Here is a 19,849-nt window from a genome sequence, read left to right on the forward strand (position 1 = left end):
GCAGATGCGGGCATTTTTTATGGGCGGTGATTTAGTGCGCGTTCGATTCGCCATCACTGAACTGCAACGCCGCCAAACGCGCGTATAGCGGGTTGCTGGCGATCAGTTGCTGATGCGTACCCACGGCTACCAGCTTCCCTTGGTCCATCACGGCAATCCGGTCCGCGTTCTTCACCGTGGCCAACCGGTGGGCAATCACCAGCGTGGTGCGCCCTTCCATCAACTGCGGCAATGCTTGCTGGATCAGGTGCTCGCTCTGGGCATCCAGCGCGCTGGTGGCTTCGTCCAGCAGCAGGATCGGTGCGTCCACCAACAACGCCCGGGCGATGGCCAGGCGTTGGCGCTGCCCGCCGGAGAGGCCCATGCCGCCGTCGCCCAGGTGGGTCTGGTAGCCGTCGGGCATTTGCAGGATGAAATCGTGGGCGTGGGCGATGCGCGCCGCCTCTTCGACCTGGGCAAAGGTGGCCGACGGATTGCCGTAGCGAATATTCTCTTCGACGGTTCCGAAAAACAGCGCCGGGCTCTGGGACACCAGGGCGAAACAGCGGCGCAGGTCCAGCGGGTCGAGGTCGGTCAGCGGGTGACCTTCAAGCAGGATGCGGCCCTGCTGGGGATCGTAGAAGCGCAGCAACATGTCAAAGATGGTTGATTTGCCCGCGCCGGACGGGCCGACCAGGGCCAGGGTCTCGCCGGCGTTGATCGTCAGGCTCAGGCCGTCGATAGCGTAGCTGTCCGGACGCGACGGATAGGAGAAACGCAGGTCCTGGATTTCCAGGCGGCCACTGACCCGCTCCGGCAACTTGATGACGTTTGCCTCGGGCGCCTTGATCTCATTGCTCGATTGCAACAACTCACCAATGCGCTCCGCTGCACCGGCGGCGCGCTGCAGCTCGCCCAACACTTCACTCAACGTGCCGACCGCACTGCCGACGATCAGGCTGTAAAACACGAACGCCGCCAGTTCACCGCCGGAAATACGCCCGCCAATCACATCCATGCCGCCCACCCAGAGCATCACGCCCACGGCGCCCAGCACCAGCATGATCACCAGGGTAATCAGCCACGAGCGCTGCAGGATACGCTTGCGGGCGGTGGTGAACGCCTCTTCAACCGTCACCGCAAAGCGCTGCTCGTCCTGCACCTGGTGGTTGTAGGCCTGCACGGTCTTGATCTGGCCGAGGGTCTCGGACACGTAGCTGCCCACATCGGCGATCCGGTCCTGGCTCAGGCGCGACAGGCTGCGCACCCGGCGGCCGAAGATCAAAATCGGCGCCAGTACCAACGGCAGCGCTATCACCACGATACTGGTGAGCTTGGGGTTGGTGACAAACAACAGCACGATCCCGCCGATCACCATCAAGGCGTTGCGCAGGAACAGCGACAGAGAAGAGCCGATCACCGATTGCAGCAACGTGGTGTCGGTGGTCAGGCGCGACTGGATCTCCGAGCTGCGGTTGTTTTCATAGAACCCCGGGTGCAGGTAGATCAAGTGATTGAACACTTGCCGCCGAATGTCCGCCACCACGCGCTCGCCGATCCACGACACCAGGTAAAACCGCGCAAAGGTGCCCACCGCCAGGCCCATCACCAGGACCATGAACAAGCCGATGGACTGGTTGAGCAGGTGCGGTGACTGGGTCATGAAGCCCTGGTCCACCAGCAGGCGAATGCCCTGCCCCATGGACAAGGTGATGCCGGCGGTGACGATCAACGCAAGCAACGCCCCAAGGGCCTGCCAGCGGTAGGGAGCGACGAAGCGGCTGGCCAGGCGAATCGCGCGGCGTTGACGGGCTGAGAGCATGGAGGGTTTCACCTGAGGGTTGGAGACGGGAACCTACACAGCTACATGGGGGGAACTTGAGCGAATCACAATGAGTCAGGTTAATTATGCTTACCGAACCTGGCTCCTAGAGGCTATCGGTCTAAGCCCCGGCTGGAAATTTGTATCGGTTTCTGCTGGACTGGGCATTCGATCCGCCGACCGTGTATGGAGTTGTAACAACGCGGTCACGCGGGGGTTTTAGAGTAGGTACACAACCTGATGAGGAGACGGGCCATGTCCTTGCAAAACAGCAGCAACGCCAAGATTGAAGTGATCCGCCAACCGCAGCAGTTGCCTTGCTCGTACATCGACGCTCAAGGCCGCGAAGTGCAAATCACCGAAGAGATGATCCAGAGCGCATGCGCCGAACTGGAGCAGAAATTGGTCAAGCCTGCCAAGCAAGGCTGATTCGCCCAAGCTCGTTTAAACCCGGCCTAGATGGCCGGGTTTTTTATGGGTTCAGATTGCCTGAGCGCCCAACGCCGACACTATGTTCGACAAGGCGGCAGACTCGCCGCTGACCCGTACTTTCAAGCCATCGATCTCACGCCGCGCCGGGTAGTGCTTGCGCAATTGGTCAAACGCCTTGCGCTGTTCGTCCACTGTGCCTACCAGGCTGCGGCGGAAATCCGCGTCATCACGGCGCGGGTCATACACGCCACGGCACAGGGCCGCCAGCGCCCAGGCCGGGTCGGTATTGGCGTTGAGGCTGACCTCGGCCAACCACGGCTCAGGCAGCAAGTCGCTGAGTTGAATCGTTGGCGCCTGGCCAAGGTGCTGACAAAGCGCCTGATAGATCTGCGCCGTGCCGCGCTGCCTGCCGTCCAGGCTGTAGCCGGCGATGTGCGGGGTAGCGAGCACACACAAGTCGGCCAGGTCGACGTCCACCTGGGGCTCGCCTTCCCACACATCCAGCACCGCTTGCAGGTCTTCGCGTTGCAGCAGCACGTCCTTGAGGGCGGCGTTGTCCACCACCGGGCCACGGCTGGCGTTAATCAGCCAGGCGCCGGGCTTGAGCTGGTTGAGGCGCTCGCGGTCGAACAGGTGCCAGGTTGAACCGTTGCCGGATTTGTTCAGCGGCGTGTGCAGGCTGATCACATCGCACTGCTCGACGATTTGTTGCAGGCTGACGTAATCACCGTCCTCGGCGATCTGCCGGGGCGGGTCGCACACCAGCACATTCCAGCCCAAAGCCTTGAGCACCTTGACCAGACGCCCGCCGACTTCACCGGCGCCCACCACGCCGTAGGTGCGCTGAGTAAGGTCGGCGCCTTCGATCTCGGCCAGGGTCAGCAGGCTGCCCAGCACATAGTCGACCACGCCACGGGCGTTGCAACCGGGGGCGCTGGACCACTGGATGCCGGCGCGCTGAAAGTAATCGAGGTCGAGGTGGTCGGTGCCGATGGTGCAGGTGCCGACAAACCGAACCTGTGTGCCTTCGAGCAAGGCCCGGTTGACGTTGGTCACCGAACGCACCAGCAGCACATCGGCCTGCTCAATGGTCGCGCGGTCGATGGACCGTCCCGGAACCCGGCGAATCTCGCCAAATCCTTCGAAGAATGCATCGAGCAGCGGGATATTTTCGTCGGCAACAATCAGCATGGCAGGCTCCTTTCGCGGATCAGCAGTGTACAGGGATCGGGATTGGAATGAGATTTGCCAAACACCATAGATTCAATGTGGGAGCTGGGCTTGCCCGCGATGGCGTTGTGTCAGGCGACATATTTCTTGCCTGGCAAGCCGCCATCGCGGGCAAGCCCGGCTCCCACAGGGGCCTGCGTCGATTACAAATGACTAACATAGGTTTTTTCCTGACCAACACGTCAGGGCGTAGAATGCGCCGTCCTGCGCTCCCCCTTATCGGACATCTGTACGTGAACACTGTCACAGCCACCACCGCCCTCTCCCGCCCCGCTCGCGTCAGCCTTGAAGTGCGCAACCTGCTGGTCCTGGCCCTGCCGATCATGATCGGGCAACTGGCGACCACGGCCATGGGCTTTGTCGATGCGGTGATGGCCGGGCGTGTCAGTGCCCGGGACCTGGCGGCGGTCGCTTTGGGCAACTCCATCTGGATCCCGGTGTACCTGCTGATGACCGGCACCCTGCTGGCCACCACGCCAAAGGTCGCCCAGCGCTTTGGCGCCGGTACCCACGGCGAAATCGGCCCGCTGGTGCGCCAGTCAATGTGGCTGGCGCTGGTGGTGGGGATTACCGCGCTGCTGTTATTGATCAGCGCCGAACCGATCCTGCATTTGATGAAGGTCGATCCCGAACTGATCAAACCGTGCATGGGCTACCTGCACGGCATCGCCTCGGGCATGCCGGCGATTGCGCTGTATTACGTGCTGCGTTGCTTCAGTGACGGCCTGGGCCGCACGCGGCCGAGCATGGTCATGGGCCTGTGCGGGCTGGCGCTGAATATTCCGCTGAACTATGTGTTTATCTACGGCCACTTCGGCGTGCCGGCCATGGGCGGTATTGGTTGTGGCTGGGCCACGGCGATCGTGATGTGGGTGATGATGCTCGGCCTGGCCGCCTGGACCCGCTGGGCGCCGGTGTATCAGAGCAGCGAGCTGTTCAAGCGCTTTGACTGGCCGCAATGGTCGGTGATCAAGCGCGTATTGAGCATTGGCCTGCCGATCGGGATCGCGGTGTTTGCCGAGTCGAGCATCTTCGCGGTGATCGCGCTGCTGATCGGCAGCCTCGGCGCCACAGTGGTGGCCGGACACCAGATCGCGCTGAACTTCAGCTCGCTGGTGTTCATGATTCCCTACTCCCTGAGCATGGCGGTCACCGTGCGCGTGGGCCAGGCCCTGGGCCGCGGCGAACCCCGCGAAGCGCGCTTCGCTGCGGGCGTGGGGATGGGCACGGCGCTGTTTTACGCGTGCCTGTCCTGCAGCCTGATGCTGCTGTTTCGCGAACAGATCGCCACCATTTACACCTCCGACCCACTGGCGATCCAAGTGGCGGCGATGCTGATTGTGTTTGCGGCGCTGTTTCAGTTCTCGGACGCGATCCAGGTCACGGCCGCCGGTGCGTTGCGCGGTTATCAGGACACGCGGGTGACCATGGTGCTGACGCTGTTTGCATATTGGGGGGTGGGTTTGCCGGTGGGCTACGCGCTGGGGCTGACCGACTGGCTGGGCCAGGCCCGCGGCCCGAGCGGCTTGTGGCAGGGGCTGATCGTTGGCCTGAGCTGTGCGGCGGCGATGCTGGTGATCCGCCTGGTGCGCAGTGCACGCAAGCGGATTCGCCGGGGTTAAGCGGACTTCTTGCGGATCCAGTACAGGTAAGTGCCGGCCTGTTCCTGCTGGTCGACCAGTTCATGGTCCAGAAACACGCAGAACTTGGGGATATCGCGACGGGTCGACGGATCGGTCGCGATCACCTTGAGCAAGCCACCGGGCGCCAGGTCACGGATGTGCTGGTGCAGCATCATCACCGGTTCCGGGCAGTTGAGGCCGGTGGCGTCGAGGGTGCCATCGACCGGGGTGTCAAAAATGTCGCTCATCATTCACTCCTGATACAAGCCGCCAGTTTACCGGGCCTTTGGCTTCTTAACATCCAACCGGCGCAAATGGCAGGTCACTTCTTCACGGTCGTGGTACAGCTGCTTGCAGCCGATCTCCACCCGAATGCCCCGCTCCTTGAAGCCTTCCGCAATGCGTTCGAGCAAGCGTTTTACTTCGGCATAACGCTGCTTCATCGGCAGTTTCAGGTTGACCACCGCCTCGCGGCAATGTCCCTCGCCAATCCAGGTTTCCAGCAGGGCCGCGTTACGCGCAGGTTTCTCGACGATGTCGCACACCATCCAGTCCACTGGCTGCTTGGGCGTGTAGATGAAGCCGTCGGCCATCAAATGCTGCACCAGGCCGGTGTCCATCAGGCTTTCGGCCATCGGGCCGTTGTCGATGGCGGTCACCAGCATGCCACGGTTGACCAGTTGCCAGGTCCAGCCGCCAGGCGCTGCGCCGAGGTCGACGCCGGTCATGTCGCTGTGCAGGCGATCGTCCCACTGATCCCGGGGGATAAAGTGGTGCCAGGCTTCTTCCAGCTTCAAGGTCGAGCGGCTTGGCGCGTCCCGCGGGAATTTCAGGCGGGGAATGCCCATCGGCCACATCGCCGAGTTGTTCGACTCGGCCAGGCCCATGAACACTTCGCGCCCACTCTTGAAGGTCAGCAACAGACGCGGCTTGCTGGCGTCTTCCACCAGCTTGCCGGCGGCCATCAGCGCCTTGCGCAGGTGCACTTCGAACTTCTTGCAGAAGTTCGACAGTTCCTTGCCGTCGTTGGTGTCGACCATTTCCAGCCACAGGCTGCCGCACACCGGGAAATCCCGCAGGTGCGCCAGGATCACGCTGATACGGTCGGTTTCCGGCAAGTCGATGAACACCCCGCGCGCCCACTGCCTTGGGAAGATCAGCTCGGCAAAGCGTTGGCCGCGCATCAGGCGCTGGGCGCCATCTTCTTCGGTGCACACAAATTCGGCAAAGGCGCTGCCGGTCTTGGCCTTGGCATAGCCCGAAACGTTCAGGCGAGCGGCGTGTTCCGCAATCTCGGAACAGACTTCGCCTTCAAAACCCGGGCGGCAGTGCATAAAAAGGGTGTTCATCAACTCTCCTGGATCACGGGCTTGCTATAGCGCAATGCCTGTCATGAAAACGCGCGCATGATAGCCGAGTTCGGAACCTTGGACTTGTCCATAGAGTCCAGTAATTAGCCAGCTACTTAAAACAGGGCTAATTTAAGAGCTCTGTTCGTCCCGTCAGGTCCGTAGCCGTGCGGACCATAAGGAGTCATGTAATGTCATCCCTTGATAGCCTGAGAACCCTTAAAACCTTACAGATCGACGACAAGACCTATCACTACTTCAGCCTGCCCGAAGCCGCCAAGAGCCTGGGTGACCTGGACAAGCTGCCGATGTCCCTCAAGGTGCTGCTGGAAAACCTGCTGCGCTGGGAAGACGAAAAGACCGTCACCGGCGCCGACCTCAAGGCCATTGCCGCCTGGCTCAAGGAGCGCCGCTCCGACCGCGAGATCCAATACCGCCCCGCCCGCGTGCTGATGCAAGACTTTACCGGCGTACCCGCCGTGGTCGACCTGGCCGCCATGCGCGCCGCCGTGGCCAAGGCCGGCGGTGACCCGCAGCGCATCAACCCGCTGTCACCGGTGGACCTGGTGATCGACCACTCGGTGATGGTCGACAAGTTCGCCACCACCGGCGCCTTCCAGGAAAACGTCGACATCGAAATGCAGCGCAACGGCGAACGCTACGCCTTCCTGCGCTGGGGCCAAAGCGCCTTCGACAACTTCAGCGTAGTGCCACCGGGCACCGGCATCTGCCACCAGGTCAACCTGGAATACCTCGGCCGCACCGTGTGGACCAAGGATGAAGACGGCCGCACCTACGCCTTCCCCGACACACTGGTAGGCACCGACTCCCACACCACCATGATCAACGGCCTGGGCGTATTGGGCTGGGGCGTGGGCGGGATTGAAGCGGAAGCCGCGATGCTCGGCCAGCCAGTGTCGATGCTGATCCCGGAAGTGATCGGCTTCAAGCTGACCGGCAAGCTGAAAGAAGGCATCACCGCCACCGACCTGGTGCTGACGGTCACGCAGATGCTGCGTAAAAAGGGCGTGGTTGGCAAATTCGTCGAATTCTATGGTGATGGCCTGGCTGACCTGCCGCTGGCTGACCGCGCTACCATCGCCAACATGGCCCCGGAATACGGCGCAACTTGCGGCTTCTTCCCGGTGGATGAAGTAACCCTGGACTACCTGCGCCTGTCGGGCCGTCCTACAGAAGCCGTCAAACTGGTAGAGGCTTACACCAAAACCCAGGGCCTGTGGCGCAACGCCGGCCAGGAGCCGGTGTTCACCGACAGCCTGGCCCTGGACATGGGCAGCGTCGAAGCCAGCCTTGCCGGGCCGAAACGCCCGCAAGACCGCGTTTCCCTGCCTAACGTCGGCCAAGCCTTCAGCGACTTCCTCGACCTGCAATTCAAACCCACCAACAAAGAAGAAGGCCGCCTGGAAAGCGAAGGCGGTGGCGGTGTTGCCGTAGGCAATGCCGACCTGATCGGTGAAGCCGACTACGACTTCGGAGGCCAGACCTATCGCCTGAAAAACGGCGCAGTCGTGATCGCAGCGATTACCTCCTGCACCAACACCTCCAACCCGAGCGTGATGATGGCCGCCGGCCTGGTGGCGAAAAAGGCCGTGGAAAAAGGCCTCACGAGCAAGCCTTGGGTGAAAACCTCCCTGGCACCTGGCTCGAAAGTCGTCACTGATTACTACAAAGCAGCAGGCCTGACCCAATACCTCGACAAGCTGGGCTTCGCGCTGGTGGGTTATGGCTGCACCACCTGTATCGGCAACTCCGGGCCGCTGCCCGAGCCGATCGAAAAAGCCATCCAGAAAGCCGACCTGGCCGTAGCCTCAGTGCTCTCGGGCAACCGTAACTTCGAAGGCCGGGTGCACCCACTGGTGAAAACCAACTGGCTGGCCTCCCCGCCCCTCGTCGTGGCCTACGCCCTGGCCGGCACCGTGCGCATGGACATCAGCAGCGAACCGCTGGGAACTGGCTCCGACGGAAAACCGGTGTACTTGCGGGACATCTGGCCCAGCAGCAAGGAAATCGCCGACGCCGTCGCGCAAGTCAGCACCGGGATGTTCCACAAGGAATACGCCGAAGTGTTTGCCGGCGACGAACAGTGGCAAGCCATTGAAGTGCCACAGGCCGCTACCTACGTGTGGCAGAAGGATTCCACCTACATCCAGCATCCACCGTTCTTCGACGACATCGGCGGGCCGCTGCCGGTGATCGAAGACGTCAAGGCCGCCAACGTGCTGGCACTGCTGGGAGATTCGGTAACCACCGACCACATCTCCCCCGCCGGTAACATCAAGACCGACAGCCCGGCAGGCAAATACCTGCGCGAGCAAGGCGTCGAGCCACGGGACTTCAACTCCTACGGCTCACGTCGCGGTAACCATGAAGTGATGATGCGCGGCACCTTCGCCAACATCCGTATCCGCAACGAAATGCTCGGCGGTGAGGAAGGCGGCAACACGATCTACATCCCTACCGCCGAAAAAATGCCGATCTACGACGCCGCCATGAAATACCAGGCGTCGGGCACGCCGCTGGTGGTGATCGCCGGTCAGGAATACGGCACCGGCTCAAGCCGCGACTGGGCGGCCAAGGGCACCAACCTGCTGGGGGTCAAGGCGGTGATCGCCGAGAGCTTCGAGCGGATTCACCGTTCCAACCTGGTGGGCATGGGCGTGCTGCCGCTGCAGTTCAAGCTGGACCAGAACCGAAAGGCCCTCAAGCTCAGCGGCAAGGAGAAGATCGACATCCTCGGCCTGACCCATGCCGAGATCGAGCCGCGCATGAACCTGACGCTGGTGATCACCCGTGACGATGGCAGCAGCGAGAAGGTCGAAGTGCTGTGCCGCATCGACACCCTGAATGAGGTTGAGTACTTCAAGGCGGGCGGGATCCTGCACTACGTGTTGCGGCAGTTGATTGCCTCGTAACTAACACGCGCTATACAAAACACCGCCTTACATAGGCGGTGTTTTCATTTTTACCGTGGGTGACGGTCGTTATACTGCCGGCCTCAGATTTTGATAGTCACAAGGATTCCCCATGCTTGCTCTGCCATGGCTGTACCTGGCGCTTCTTTCCATCGGCTATGTACTCGCCTTGAGCTACGGGCAATTGGGGTTAATGGCGGCGCTTTCCGTCGCCATGCTGCTGCTGGCCGGGTTTGCCGTGCGCCAACAGCGAAACCCGTGGGTACGCTATCTGGGCCACGGGCTGTTTATCGTGCTGGCGCTGGGGCTGGCGATGCATTGGCTGCCGGGGTTCTACAACGGTCGCGGGATCGCGCCGCAGCGCTTTACGGACGACGCCGTGCCTTTCTCGATGTACCTGAACCAGGACAAACCGCTGATTGGCTTCTGGCTGCTGCTGGCCTGCCCGTGGATTGTTGCGCGCCGGTCCCTGCGCCTGTCGATCTACGCCACCGCCTTGGCGTTGACACTGACGGCGATTGCCGCCCTGGGCGGCGCTGCGTTGCTGGGCGTCATCAGTTGGGCCCCGAAGTGGCCGGAGCAGGCCTGGCTGTGGGTGTTGAATAACCTGCTGCTGGTGACCCTGGTGGAGGAAGCGCTCTTCCGCGGTTATATCCAGGGTGGCCTGAGCCGACGGTTCAAGCAATTGCCCTATGGTGAAAACCTCGCATTGCTGTTGGCCGCCCTGCTGTTCGGCCTGGTACACCTGGGCGCAGGCTGGCAGTGGACCCTGCTGGCGACCATCGCAGGCCTGGGCTACGGCCTGGCGTATCGCTTTGGCGGATTGGGCGCGGCGATCGTTACGCACTTCGGGCTGAACCTGCTGCATTTCGGGTTGTTTACCTATCCGATGCTGGCGGGCTGAGGCTGCGCCGATTGTTGCAAAAAATAAGTTAAATAAAACCCCGTAACGGCCGACAACCCATCAAAGCCTTGCGGATTGAAAACTCATGCGTAACAACCAACCCGTTACCCAGCGCGAACGTACCTTCCCCGCTCAGCAACGGTTGATCTCCACCACGGATGCCAAAGGCGTGATCACCTACTGCAACGACGCCTTCGTCGAGATCAGTGGGTTTTCCCATGACGAACTGCTGCGTGCCCCGCACAACCTGGTTCGTCATCCGGATGTTCCGGCGGCAGTGTTTGCACACATGTGGTCCACGCTCAAACAAGGCTTGCCATGGATGGGCATCGTCAAGAACCGCTGCAAGAGTGGTGATCACTATTGGGTCAACGCCTATGTGACGCCGGTCTTCGACGGCAATCAGGTGGTCGGCTACGAGTCGGTGCGGGTCAAGCCCACCGCCGAGCAGATCCGCCGTGCCGAAGCGCTTTACCAGCGCATCAACCAGGGCAAGTCGGCGATTCCGAGCAGTGACAAGTGGCTGCCGGTGTTGCAGGACTGGCTGCCGTTTATCCTGGTCAGCCAGTTGAGCTTCTTGATCGGCGCGTGGCTCGACTCCCATTGGGGCTTTGCCCTGGCCGCCGCACTGTCGGTGCCGCTGGGCCTGTTGGGCCTGAGCTGGCAACAACGCGGGCTCAAGCGTTTGCTGCGCCTGGCCGAGCAGACCACCTCCGACCCGTTGATCGCGCAGATGTACACCGACAGCCGTGGCGCCCAGGCGCGCCTGGAGATGTCGATCCTCAGCCAGGAGGCGCGCCTGAAGACGTGCCTTACGCGGTTGCAGGACACCGCCGAACACCTCAACGACCAGGCGGCGCAGTCCAACACCCTGGCGCATAACAGCTCCAGTGGTCTTGAGCGCCAGCGCGTGGAGACCGAACAGGTGGCCACCGCGGTCAACCAGATGGCCGCGACGACTCAGGAAGTCGCCAGCCATGTGCAGCGCACTGCCGATGCCACTCAGGAAGCCAATCGCCTGACCGGACGTGGGCGTGATATCGCCGGCGAAACCCGTGAGGCGATTCAGCGCCTGTCGGTCGCCGTGGGCGAAACCGGTGTGACGGTGACCCAGCTGGCCAAGGACAGCGACGAGATCGGCGGCGTGGTGGATGTGATCAAAGGCATCGCCGACCAAACCAACCTGTTGGCACTGAACGCGGCGATCGAAGCGGCCCGGGCCGGTGAGATGGGCCGAGGTTTTGCGGTGGTGGCAGACGAAGTGAGGCAATTGGCCCAGCGTACCAGCGAGTCCACCGGGCAGATTCATGCGCTGATCGCCAAGCTGCAACAGACGGCCAATGCCGCTGTTCAGACCATGGATGCCGGGCATCGCCAGGCGGAAGAAGGTGTGGCGCGGGTGATGGAAGCAGATAAGGCGCTGATCGGGATCAGCGAAGCGGTAGCTCACATCACCGACATGACGGCGCAGATCGCGGCGGCGACCGAAGAGCAGAGCTCGGTGGCGGAAGAGATCAGCCGTAACATCAGCACCATTGCGCTGCTGGCGGACCAGACGTCGGAACAGGCGTTGAACTCGGCGCAGTTGAGTGAAGAGCTGACGCATACCGCCAATACCCAGTACTCGCTGGTAGAACGCTTTAACCGGTAATCGACTCACCTGTGGCGAGGGAGCTTGCTCCCGCTGGAGTGCGCAGCGCTCCCTGGATTTTGGGGCCGCTACGCAGCCCAGCGGGAGCAAGCTCCCTCGCCACAGGTTTCACTCAAGACCAGCGAGAAACCCCGAGACTGCCACCGCCGCAGCCTCCAGATGCTGCTCATGCCTAAACCCCGAAGCCTTCAACGGCTTCAAATCATGATCCCCCGCCACCAGCCACATCACCTCGATGCTCGGCGACAACACATACCCCTCCACCGCCGCCCGATTGCCCAGCGCATCCCGCTCGCCCTGCACAATCAACGTCGGCGTCTTCAAACCGGCCAGGTGCTCGGTCCGTGGTTTCTCCGGTTTGCCCACCGCATAAAACGGATAACCCAGGCACACCAACCCATCAGCCCCCAATTCATCCGCCAGCAAACTGGCCATCCGCCCGCCCATCGACTTGCCGCCCACGGCCAGTTTCCCAGCGACATGACGTCGCACCTCGGCATACACCTCACGCCAGCATTCCAGCAGTTTCGGGGCCGGATTGGGCGGGCGTTTAACGCGATCCACACGCCGCTGGGCCATGTAGGGAAACTCGAAGCGCAACACGTTCACGCCATGCCCGGCAAGGCGTGCAGCCATGTCGTTCATAAAACCCGAGTCCATCGGCGCACCCGCACCGTGGGCCAGGATCAGCGTCACCGGCGTATGCGCGATAGACCCTTTCGCGACATCCAACAACCAGCCGCGTTCCCGCACACACTGCGCCCATTGATCCCCGTCAATACTGGCCTTGTGCTCTTTGCCCATGCTTGCCTCGCTTTTTAGTCTGCCTATAACTCCAGCCCAAGTGCCGCATTTGCTTGGGTTGAACCGTGGATGGGGAACCATGAACACTACTTTAAGTACCGCCTATAACTACAAGGTGGTCCGCCAATTCGCCATTATGACGGTGGTGTGGGGCATCGTCGGCATGGGGCTCGGGGTTTTTCTCGCTGCCCAGTTGGTATGGCCCGAACTCAACTTCAATTTGCCCTGGACCAGTTTCGGCCGCTTGCGCCCGCTGCACACCAACGCGGTAATCTTTGCCTTTGGCGGTTGCGCGCTGTTTGCCAGCTCCTTCTACTCGGTGCAACGCACCTGCCAGACCCAGCTGTTCGCGCCCAAACTCGCGCAGTTCTGCTTCTGGGGCTGGCAGTTGGTGATTGTGCTGGCTGCGATCAGTTTGCCGCTGGGCTACACCACTTCCAAGGAATACGCCGAGCTGGAATGGCCGATCGCCATTCTCATCACCGTCGTCTGGGTGGCCTACGGCGTCGTGTTCTTCGGCACGGTGATGAAGCGCAACACCAAGCATATCTACGTCGGTAACTGGTTCTTCGGTGCGTTCATCATCACCGTGGCCATCCTGCACATCGTCAACCACGCCTCCCTGCCGGTGAGTTGGACCAAGTCCTACTCGGCGTATGGCGGTGCGACAGATGCCATGGTGCAGTGGTGGTACGGGCATAACGCGGTAGGCTTTTTCCTCACCGCAGGCTTCCTCGGGATGATGTACTACTTCGTGCCGAAACAGGCCGAACGCCCGGTGTATTCCTATCGCCTGTCCATCGTGCACTTCTGGGCACTGATCACCCTGTACATCTGGGCAGGCCCGCACCACTTGCACTACACCGCACTGCCGGACTGGGCACAGTCCCTCGGGATGGTGATGTCACTGGTGCTGCTGGCACCAAGCTGGGGCGGGATGATCAACGGCATGATGACGCTCTCGGGTGCATGGCATAAGTTGCGCAGCGACCCGATCCTGCGCTTCCTGGTCGTCTCCCTGGCGTTCTACGGCATGTCGACGTTCGAAGGGCCGATGATGGCGATCAAGACGGTCAACGCCCTCTCCCACTACACCGACTGGACCATCGGCCACGTACACGCCGGCGCTCTCGGTTGGGTCGCGATGATTTCCATCGGCGCGCTGTACCACATGATCCCGAAAATCTTCGGTCGCGAGCAGATGTACAGCGTCGGTTTGATCAACGCGCACTTCTGGCTGGCCACCATCGGCACCGTGCTCTACATCGCTTCGATGTGGGTCAACGGCATCGCCCAGGGCCTGATGTGGCGTGCAGTCAACGAAGACGGCACCTTGACCTACTCCTTCGTCGAAACCCTGGTGGCCAGCCACCCAGGCTTCATCGTACGGCTGGTGGGCGGGGCGATCTTCCTCAGCGGCATGCTCCTGATGGCTTACAACACTTGGCGCACCGTGCGTTCGGCGCCATCCCTCCAAGCCGCCGAACACCCCACCGCTGCGCAGATGGCCTGAGGAGTCGATGATGAAACACGAAACCATTGAAAAGAACGTCGGCCTGCTGATGCTGCTGATGGTGCTCGCCGTGAGCATCGGCGGCCTGACCCAGATCGTGCCGCTGTTCTTCCAGGACGTGACCAACAAACCGGTGGAAGGCATGAAGCCCTACACCGCGCTGCAACTGGAAGGCCGCGACATCTACATCCGCGAAGGCTGCGTACAGTGCCACTCGCAGATGATCCGCCCGTTCCGCGCCGAAACCGAGCGCTACGGCCACTACTCGGTGGCCGGTGAAAGCGTGTGGGACCACCCGTTCCTGTGGGGCTCCAAGCGCACCGGCCCGGACCTGGCCCGCGTCGGCGCACGTTACTCGGACGACTGGCACCGCGCGCACTTGTACAACCCGCGCAACGTGGTGCCGGAATCGAAGATGCCGGCGTACCCATGGCTGGTCACCGCCCCGGTCGACAGCAGCCACACCGAAACCAAGTTGAAAGTGATGCGCACCCTCGGCGTGCCGTACACCGACGACGATATCGCTGGCGCCGTGGCCACCCTCAAGGGCAAGACCGAGATGGACGCGCTGGTTTCCTACCTGCAAGTACTCGGCACTGCCATCAAGAGCAAGAGGTGAGCCATGGGATTTGAATTCGATGCAGGAACCATCCGCGGGCTTGGCACGCTGGTCGTGGCAATCGCCTTCATCGGCCTGTCGCTGTGGGTGTTCAACTCCAAGCGCAACCAGGAGTTCGCCGAAGCGTGCCTGCTGCCGTTTGCCGATGAACCGCTACCGCCCACCACCGACGCTCAAGAAGAGCCTGCAACAAGGAGCAATCGGCCATGACCACCTTCTGGAGTACATGGATCTGTGTACTGACCCTCGGCAGCCTGATCGGCCTGACGTGGCTTTTGATCGGCACCCGCAAGGGCGAGACCAAGGGCAGCGTCGACCAGACCATGGGGCACTCCTTCGACGGGATCGAGGAGTACGACAACCCGCTGCCGCAATGGTGGTTCATGCTGTTCGCCGGCACCCTGGTGTTTGCCGTCGGTTACCTGATCCTCTACCCGGGCCTGGGCAACTGGAAAGGCGTGTTGCCGGGTTATGAAGACGGCTGGACCTCGGCCAAGGAATGGGACAAGGAAATGGCCAAGGCCGACACCAAGTTCGGGCCGATCTTCGCCAAATTCGCAGCCATGCCCGTGGAAGAAGTCGCCAAGGACCCGCAAGCGCTGAAAATGGGCGGCCGCCTGTTTGCCTCAAACTGTGCGGTGTGCCACGGCTCGGATGCCAAGGGCGCCTATGGCTTCCCGAACCTGGCGGACAACCTCTGGCGCTGGGGCGGTTCGGCCGATGCCATCAAGATGACGATCATGAATGGCCGTCATGCGGCGATGCCGGCCTGGGGTGAAGTGCTGGGTGAGGACGGTGTTAAAAACGTCGCGGCCTATGTGCGTCATGAATTGGCGGGCCTGCCGTTGCCGGCTGACAGTACTGCCGACGTCGCGGCGGGCCAAGTGGTATTCAGCGCGACCTGTGTAGCCTGCCACGGCCCACAAGGCCATGGTACGGAAGCCATGGGCGCACCCAACCTGACGCAGCCAAGCGGCTTTATCTACGGCACCAGCCTGGCGCAGTTGCAGCAGACCATTCGCCACGGCCGCCAAGGCCAGATGCCCGCGCAGGAAGCGCTGCAGGGCAATGACAAGGTGCACCTGCTGGCCGCTTACGTTTACAGCCTGTCCCATAACGCCGATGGCGCAACGCCTGACAGCCAACACGAATAGCCCGCAATAGCCAAAAGCCGCACCTGATTCAGGCGCGGCTTTTTTGCGACCCATTGTCGCACCCATCCGATCGTTGACTTTCCCCTCCTGCCATTCGGGTCTACGCTTGTTTTCACAGTGGGCTGGCATTGGCCGGTCGACGGCCGACTTGCACTCGATGGGTTGAAACATTTCTGCTCGATGACAGGCGCAAAGGCCGGTACTTACCGGCTGTCGTGCCACTGACCATCCGTCACCCGGGCCGCTTGTTTACACACACCTAGTTACAAGTACCTTCGACCCTTCTAAAATCCTGTCCAAGTCGTCAGCTTTTAACCCTGAATTTTGTCCTTACGCCAAACATGGAAAGGGCGCAGAATCTGGTTTGGAACGCATTGACGCAGGTCACCTTGCGTTGCAATGGAATCTTGCTTTCTCCATACTTGCGACCGATTTTTACCCTATAAAAAAACTAAACCGTGGAACCTTAGAATGAGCACAGCAATCAGTCCGACTGCTTATAACTATAAGGTAGTCCGCCAGTTCGCCATCATGACGGTGGTCTGGGGGATCCTTGGCATGGGGCTCGGCGTTTTCATTGCCTCGCAACTGGTTTGGCCAGAGTTGAATTTTGGCCTGCCATGGACGACCTTTGGACGCCTGCGCCCGTTGCACACCAACCTGGTGATTTTCGCCTTCGGGGGATGTGCACTGTTTGCCACCTCTTACTACGTCGTGCAGCGAACCTGCCAAACGCGACTGATTTCCGACAGCCTTGCCGCTTTTACCTTCTGGGGTTGGCAGGCAGTGATCGTTGGGGCAGGTATTTCCCTGCCGCTGGGCTACACCACCTCCAAGGAATACGCTGAGCTGGAATGGCCTATCGCCATTTTGCTGGCGATCGTCTGGGTCACCTACGCGCTGGTGTTCTTCGGCACCATCGTCAAGCGCAAGACCAAGCACATCTATGTGGGGAACTGGTTCTACGGCGCGTTTATCCTGGTGACGGCGATGCTGCACATCGTCAACCACGCCTCCCTGCCAGTGAACCTGTTCAAATCGTATTCGGCCTATGCCGGTGCGACGGACGCGATGATCCAGTGGTGGTACGGCCACAACGCCGTAGGCTTCTTCCTCACCACGGGCTTTCTGGGGATGATGTACTACTTCGTGCCGAAACAGGCCGAGCGTCCGATCTACTCCTATCGCCTGTCCATCGTGCACTTCTGGGCGCTGATCACCCTGTACATCTGGGCCGGTCCCCACCACTTGCACTACACGGCACTGCCAGACTGGGCCCAGTCGTTGGGCATGGCCATGTCGATCATCCTGCTGGCACCGAGCTGGGGCGGCATGATCAACGGCATGATGACCCTGTCGGGCGCCTGGCATAAATTGCGCACCGACCCGATCCTGCGCTTCCTCGTGGTATCGCTGGCGTTCTACGGCATGTCGACCTTTGAAGGGCCGATGATGGCCATCAAGACCGTCAACTCGCTGTCCCACTACACCGACTGGACCATCGGCCACGTACACGCCGGCGCCCTCGGCTGGGTAGCGATGATCTCCATCGGCGCGCTGTACCACATGATCCCGAAAATCTTCGGACGTGCGCAGATGCACAGCGTTGGCCTGATCAACACGCACTTCTGGCTCGCCACCATCGGCACCGTGCTCTACATCGCGTCGATGTGGGTCAACGGCATCACCCAGGGCCTGATGTGGCGTGCAATCAACGATGACGGCACCCTCACCTACTCCTTCGTCGAAGCCCTGCAGGCCAGCCACCCCGGCTACATCGTGCGCGCCATCGGTGGTGCGTTCTTTGCCAGCGGCATGTTGTTCATGGCCTACAACGTATGGCGCACCGTTCGCGCCTCGACCCCGGCTGAAGCTGAAGCCGCCGCTCAGATCGCTGTCGTTGGAGCTCACTGATGAAGCATGAAGTAGTCGAGAAGAATATCGGCCTGCTGGCCTTCTTCATGGTCATCGCCGTGAGTATCGGCGGCCTGACGCAGATCGTTCCGCTGTTTTTCCAGGACGTGACCAACAAGCCGGTGGAAGGCATGAAGCCGCGCACCGCCCTTGAACTGGAAGGCCGTGACGTCTACATCGCCAACGGTTGTGTCGGCTGCCACTCGCAGATGATCCGTCCGTTCCGTGCCGAAACCGAACGCTACGGCCACTACTCGGTCGCCGGTGAAAGCGTGTGGGACCACCCGTTCCTGTGGGGCTCCAAGCGTACCGGTCCGGACCTGGCCCGGGTTGGCGGGCGTTACTCCGATGACTGGCAGCGTGCGCACTTGTACAACCCGCGCAACGTGGTGCCCGAGTCGAAAATGCCGGCGTACCCGTTCCTCGTCGAACACAAACTCGACGGCAAGGACACCGCCAAGAAGATGGAAGTCTTGCGCACCCTGGGCGTGCCTTACACCGACGAAGATATCGCCGGCGCGGCAGCTGCCGTGAAGGGCAAGACCGAAATGGACGCACTGGTGGCCTACTTGCAAGGCCTTGGCACCATCATCAAAAGCAAACGGTGATCTGGATGGATATCGGGATGATTCGAGGCCTGGGCACCGTTGTCGTGATGGTGGCCTTTATCGGCCTGGCGCTGTGGGTGTTCAGCCCTAAGCGCAAGTCAGAGTTTGAAGACGCGACCTTGCTGCCCTTCGCGGATGATCCCGAAGCCATCAAGCACGTCGTAGAAGCGTCTAGGAGTAATAAAGAATGACTACGTTCTGGAGTCTGTACGTCACAGTCCTCAGTCTGGGTACCATTTTCGCCCTGACCTGGCTGCTGCTGTCGACCCGCAAGGGCCAGCGCGCCGAACAAACCGATGAAACCGTTGGCCACTCGTTCGACGGCATCGAGGAGTACGACAACCCGCTGCCCAAATGGTGGTTCATGCTGTTCGTCGGCACCATCATCTTCGCCCTCGGCTACCTGGCGCTGTACCCGGGCCTGGGTAACTGGAAAGGCCTGCTGCCGGGCTATGCCTACCTCGACAACGACAAGCAAACCCCGTTTGCCAACGGCCAGACCGGCTGGACCGGCGTGCACGAATGGGAAAAGGAAATGGCTAAGTCGGACGCCAAGTTCGGCCCGATCTTCGCCAAGTTCGCCGCGATGCCGATTGAAGAAGTGGCCAAGGACCCGCAAGCCTTGAAGATGGGTGGCCGCCTGTTCGCCTCCAACTGCTCGGTGTGCCACGGTTCCGACGCCAAGGGTGCCTATGGCTTCCCTAACCTTACCGACGCCGACTGGCGCTGGGGCGGTGAGCCCGCCACCATCAAGGAAACCATCATGAAAGGCCGCCACGCGGTGATGCCGGCCTGGGCCGAAGTCATTGGCGAACAAGGCGTGGCCGATGTGGCCGGTTTTGTGGTGACCAAACTCGATGGCCGCAAACTGCCGGAAGGCGCCAAGGCTGACGTGGCCAACGGCGAGAAACTGTTCGCCGCCAACTGCGTGGCGTGCCACGGCCCACAAGGCAAAGGCACGCCAGCGATGGGCGCACCTGACCTGACGCACCCGGGCGCGTTCATCTACGGTTCGAGCTTCGCGCAATTGCAGCAGACCATCCGTTATGGCCGTCAGGGCCAGATGCCTGCGCAGGAGCAGTTGCAAGGGAATGACAAGGTGCACCTGCTGGCGGCGTATGTTTACAGCCTGTCTCATGGGGATAAGGCGGCGGATGCCGAGTAAGGCAAAGCGGCCATAAAAACGGCTCTGTCAGCGGAAGCTGACAGGGCTGTTTTTGAAGCCACCATCGATCCAATGTGGGAGCGGGCTTGCTCGCGAATGCGGTGTATCAGCTGTCTCTTATACACATCTGACGCTGCCGACGATCGCATA

Annotated in this window: 18 protein-coding genes; 13 read left to right on the top strand and 5 right to left on the bottom strand. The window is 61.3% G+C overall.

Annotated elements, in window-relative coordinates; all coding sequences use genetic code 11:
• Positions 1-31: 31 nt before the first annotated feature.
• Positions 32-1,801, bottom strand: a complete 1,770-nt coding sequence (locus CEC48_RS15395) for an ABC transporter transmembrane domain-containing protein (RefSeq protein WP_088424517.1) — start codon at positions 1,799-1,801, stop codon at positions 32-34.
• 255 nt (positions 1,802-2,056) lie between these two features.
• On the opposite strand from CEC48_RS15395, the gene CEC48_RS31580 reads away from it, so the two are divergent.
• Positions 2,057-2,230 (top strand): PA1571 family protein, encoded by a 174-nt coding sequence (locus tag CEC48_RS31580; protein WP_176438723.1) that lies wholly within the window; start codon positions 2,057-2,059, stop codon positions 2,228-2,230.
• 51 nt (positions 2,231-2,281) lie between these two features.
• Here the strand turns inward: CEC48_RS31580 and pdxB are convergent, their stop codons facing one another.
• On the bottom strand, positions 2,282-3,424 hold the full coding sequence (gene pdxB / locus CEC48_RS15400) for a 4-phosphoerythronate dehydrogenase PdxB (RefSeq protein ID WP_088424518.1): 1,143 nt from the start codon (positions 3,422-3,424) through the stop codon (positions 2,282-2,284).
• Positions 3,425-3,696: 272 nt separating this feature from the next.
• Here pdxB and CEC48_RS15405 point away from each other — a divergent pair, with 272 nt between their 5' ends.
• On the top strand, positions 3,697-5,085 hold the full coding sequence (locus tag CEC48_RS15405; RefSeq protein ID WP_088424519.1) for an MATE family efflux transporter: 1,389 nt from the start codon (positions 3,697-3,699) through the stop codon (positions 5,083-5,085).
• Here CEC48_RS15405 and tusA read toward each other — a convergent pair.
• A complete protein-coding gene (gene tusA / locus CEC48_RS15410; RefSeq protein WP_088424520.1) occupies positions 5,082-5,333 on the bottom strand; it encodes a sulfurtransferase TusA in 252 nt (83 codons plus the stop codon). The genes CEC48_RS15405 and tusA overlap by 4 nt on opposite strands.
• Positions 5,334-5,360: 27 nt before the next feature.
• On the bottom strand, positions 5,361-6,434 hold the full coding sequence (gene rlmM, locus CEC48_RS15415; protein ID WP_088424521.1) for a 23S rRNA (cytidine(2498)-2'-O)-methyltransferase RlmM: 1,074 nt from the start codon (positions 6,432-6,434) through the stop codon (positions 5,361-5,363).
• 191 nt (positions 6,435-6,625) lie between these two features.
• Here rlmM and acnA point away from each other — a divergent pair, with 191 nt between their 5' ends.
• From acnA to CEC48_RS15430, 3 genes are all read left to right on the top strand, one after another.
• Complete coding sequence (gene acnA, locus CEC48_RS15420) at positions 6,626-9,367, top strand: aconitate hydratase AcnA (RefSeq protein WP_088424522.1); 2,742 nt, start codon at positions 6,626-6,628, stop codon at positions 9,365-9,367.
• Positions 9,368-9,479: 112 nt separating this feature from the next.
• A complete protein-coding gene (locus CEC48_RS15425) occupies positions 9,480-10,271 on the top strand; it encodes a CPBP family intramembrane glutamic endopeptidase (RefSeq protein ID WP_003219003.1) in 792 nt (263 codons plus the stop codon).
• Positions 10,272-10,356: 85 nt separating this feature from the next.
• Positions 10,357-11,922 (top strand): PAS domain-containing methyl-accepting chemotaxis protein, encoded by a 1,566-nt coding sequence (locus CEC48_RS15430; protein WP_088424523.1) that lies wholly within the window; start codon positions 10,357-10,359, stop codon positions 11,920-11,922.
• A 108-nt stretch (positions 11,923-12,030) separates the two neighbouring features.
• Here CEC48_RS15430 and CEC48_RS15435 read toward each other — a convergent pair whose 3' ends face one another.
• A complete protein-coding gene (locus CEC48_RS15435; RefSeq protein ID WP_088424524.1) occupies positions 12,031-12,726 on the bottom strand; it encodes an alpha/beta family hydrolase in 696 nt (231 codons plus the stop codon).
• A gap of 79 nt (positions 12,727-12,805) precedes the next feature.
• Between CEC48_RS15435 and ccoN (CEC48_RS15440) the strand changes: the two genes are divergently transcribed.
• The 8 genes from ccoN (CEC48_RS15440) (at position 12,806) to ccoP (CEC48_RS15475) (ending at position 19,699) form a co-directional block, all read left to right on the top strand.
• Positions 12,806-14,239 carry a cytochrome-c oxidase, cbb3-type subunit I gene (gene ccoN / locus CEC48_RS15440; RefSeq protein WP_088424525.1) on the top strand — a complete coding sequence of 478 codons (1,434 nt, stop codon included), beginning with the start codon at positions 12,806-12,808 and terminating at the stop codon, positions 14,237-14,239.
• 10 nt (positions 14,240-14,249) lie between these two features.
• Positions 14,250-14,858 carry a cytochrome-c oxidase, cbb3-type subunit II gene (gene ccoO, locus CEC48_RS15445; protein ID WP_010176375.1) on the top strand — a complete coding sequence of 203 codons (609 nt, stop codon included), beginning with the start codon at positions 14,250-14,252 and terminating at the stop codon, positions 14,856-14,858.
• 3 nt (positions 14,859-14,861) lie between these two features.
• Complete coding sequence (locus CEC48_RS15450) at positions 14,862-15,068, top strand: cbb3-type cytochrome c oxidase subunit 3 (protein WP_088424526.1); 207 nt, start codon at positions 14,862-14,864, stop codon at positions 15,066-15,068.
• Entirely contained in the window at positions 15,065-16,012 is a 948-nt protein-coding gene (gene ccoP / locus CEC48_RS15455; protein WP_088424527.1) for a cytochrome-c oxidase, cbb3-type subunit III, read from the top strand. Before CEC48_RS15450 ends, ccoP (CEC48_RS15455) begins: the two co-directional genes overlap by 4 nt.
• A gap of 471 nt (positions 16,013-16,483) precedes the next feature.
• Positions 16,484-17,926: a cytochrome-c oxidase, cbb3-type subunit I gene (gene ccoN, locus CEC48_RS15460; protein WP_088424528.1), complete on the top strand. Its 1,443-nt coding sequence runs from the start codon at positions 16,484-16,486 to the stop codon at positions 17,924-17,926.
• Entirely contained in the window at positions 17,926-18,534 is a 609-nt protein-coding gene (gene ccoO, locus CEC48_RS15465) for a cytochrome-c oxidase, cbb3-type subunit II (RefSeq protein WP_078734203.1), read from the top strand. The genes ccoN (CEC48_RS15460) and ccoO (CEC48_RS15465) overlap by 1 nt, the downstream gene beginning before the upstream one ends.
• Positions 18,535-18,539: 5 nt before the next feature.
• A complete protein-coding gene (locus CEC48_RS15470) occupies positions 18,540-18,725 on the top strand; it encodes a CcoQ/FixQ family Cbb3-type cytochrome c oxidase assembly chaperone (protein ID WP_008437575.1) in 186 nt (61 codons plus the stop codon).
• A complete protein-coding gene (gene ccoP, locus CEC48_RS15475; RefSeq protein ID WP_088424529.1) occupies positions 18,722-19,699 on the top strand; it encodes a cytochrome-c oxidase, cbb3-type subunit III in 978 nt (325 codons plus the stop codon). Before CEC48_RS15470 ends, ccoP (CEC48_RS15475) begins: the two co-directional genes overlap by 4 nt.
• The last annotated feature ends 150 nt before the right edge of the window (positions 19,700-19,849 follow it).

This window comes from Pseudomonas sp. K2I15 (assembly GCF_002204795.1).
Lineage (GTDB): Bacteria > Pseudomonadota > Gammaproteobacteria > Pseudomonadales > Pseudomonadaceae > Aquipseudomonas.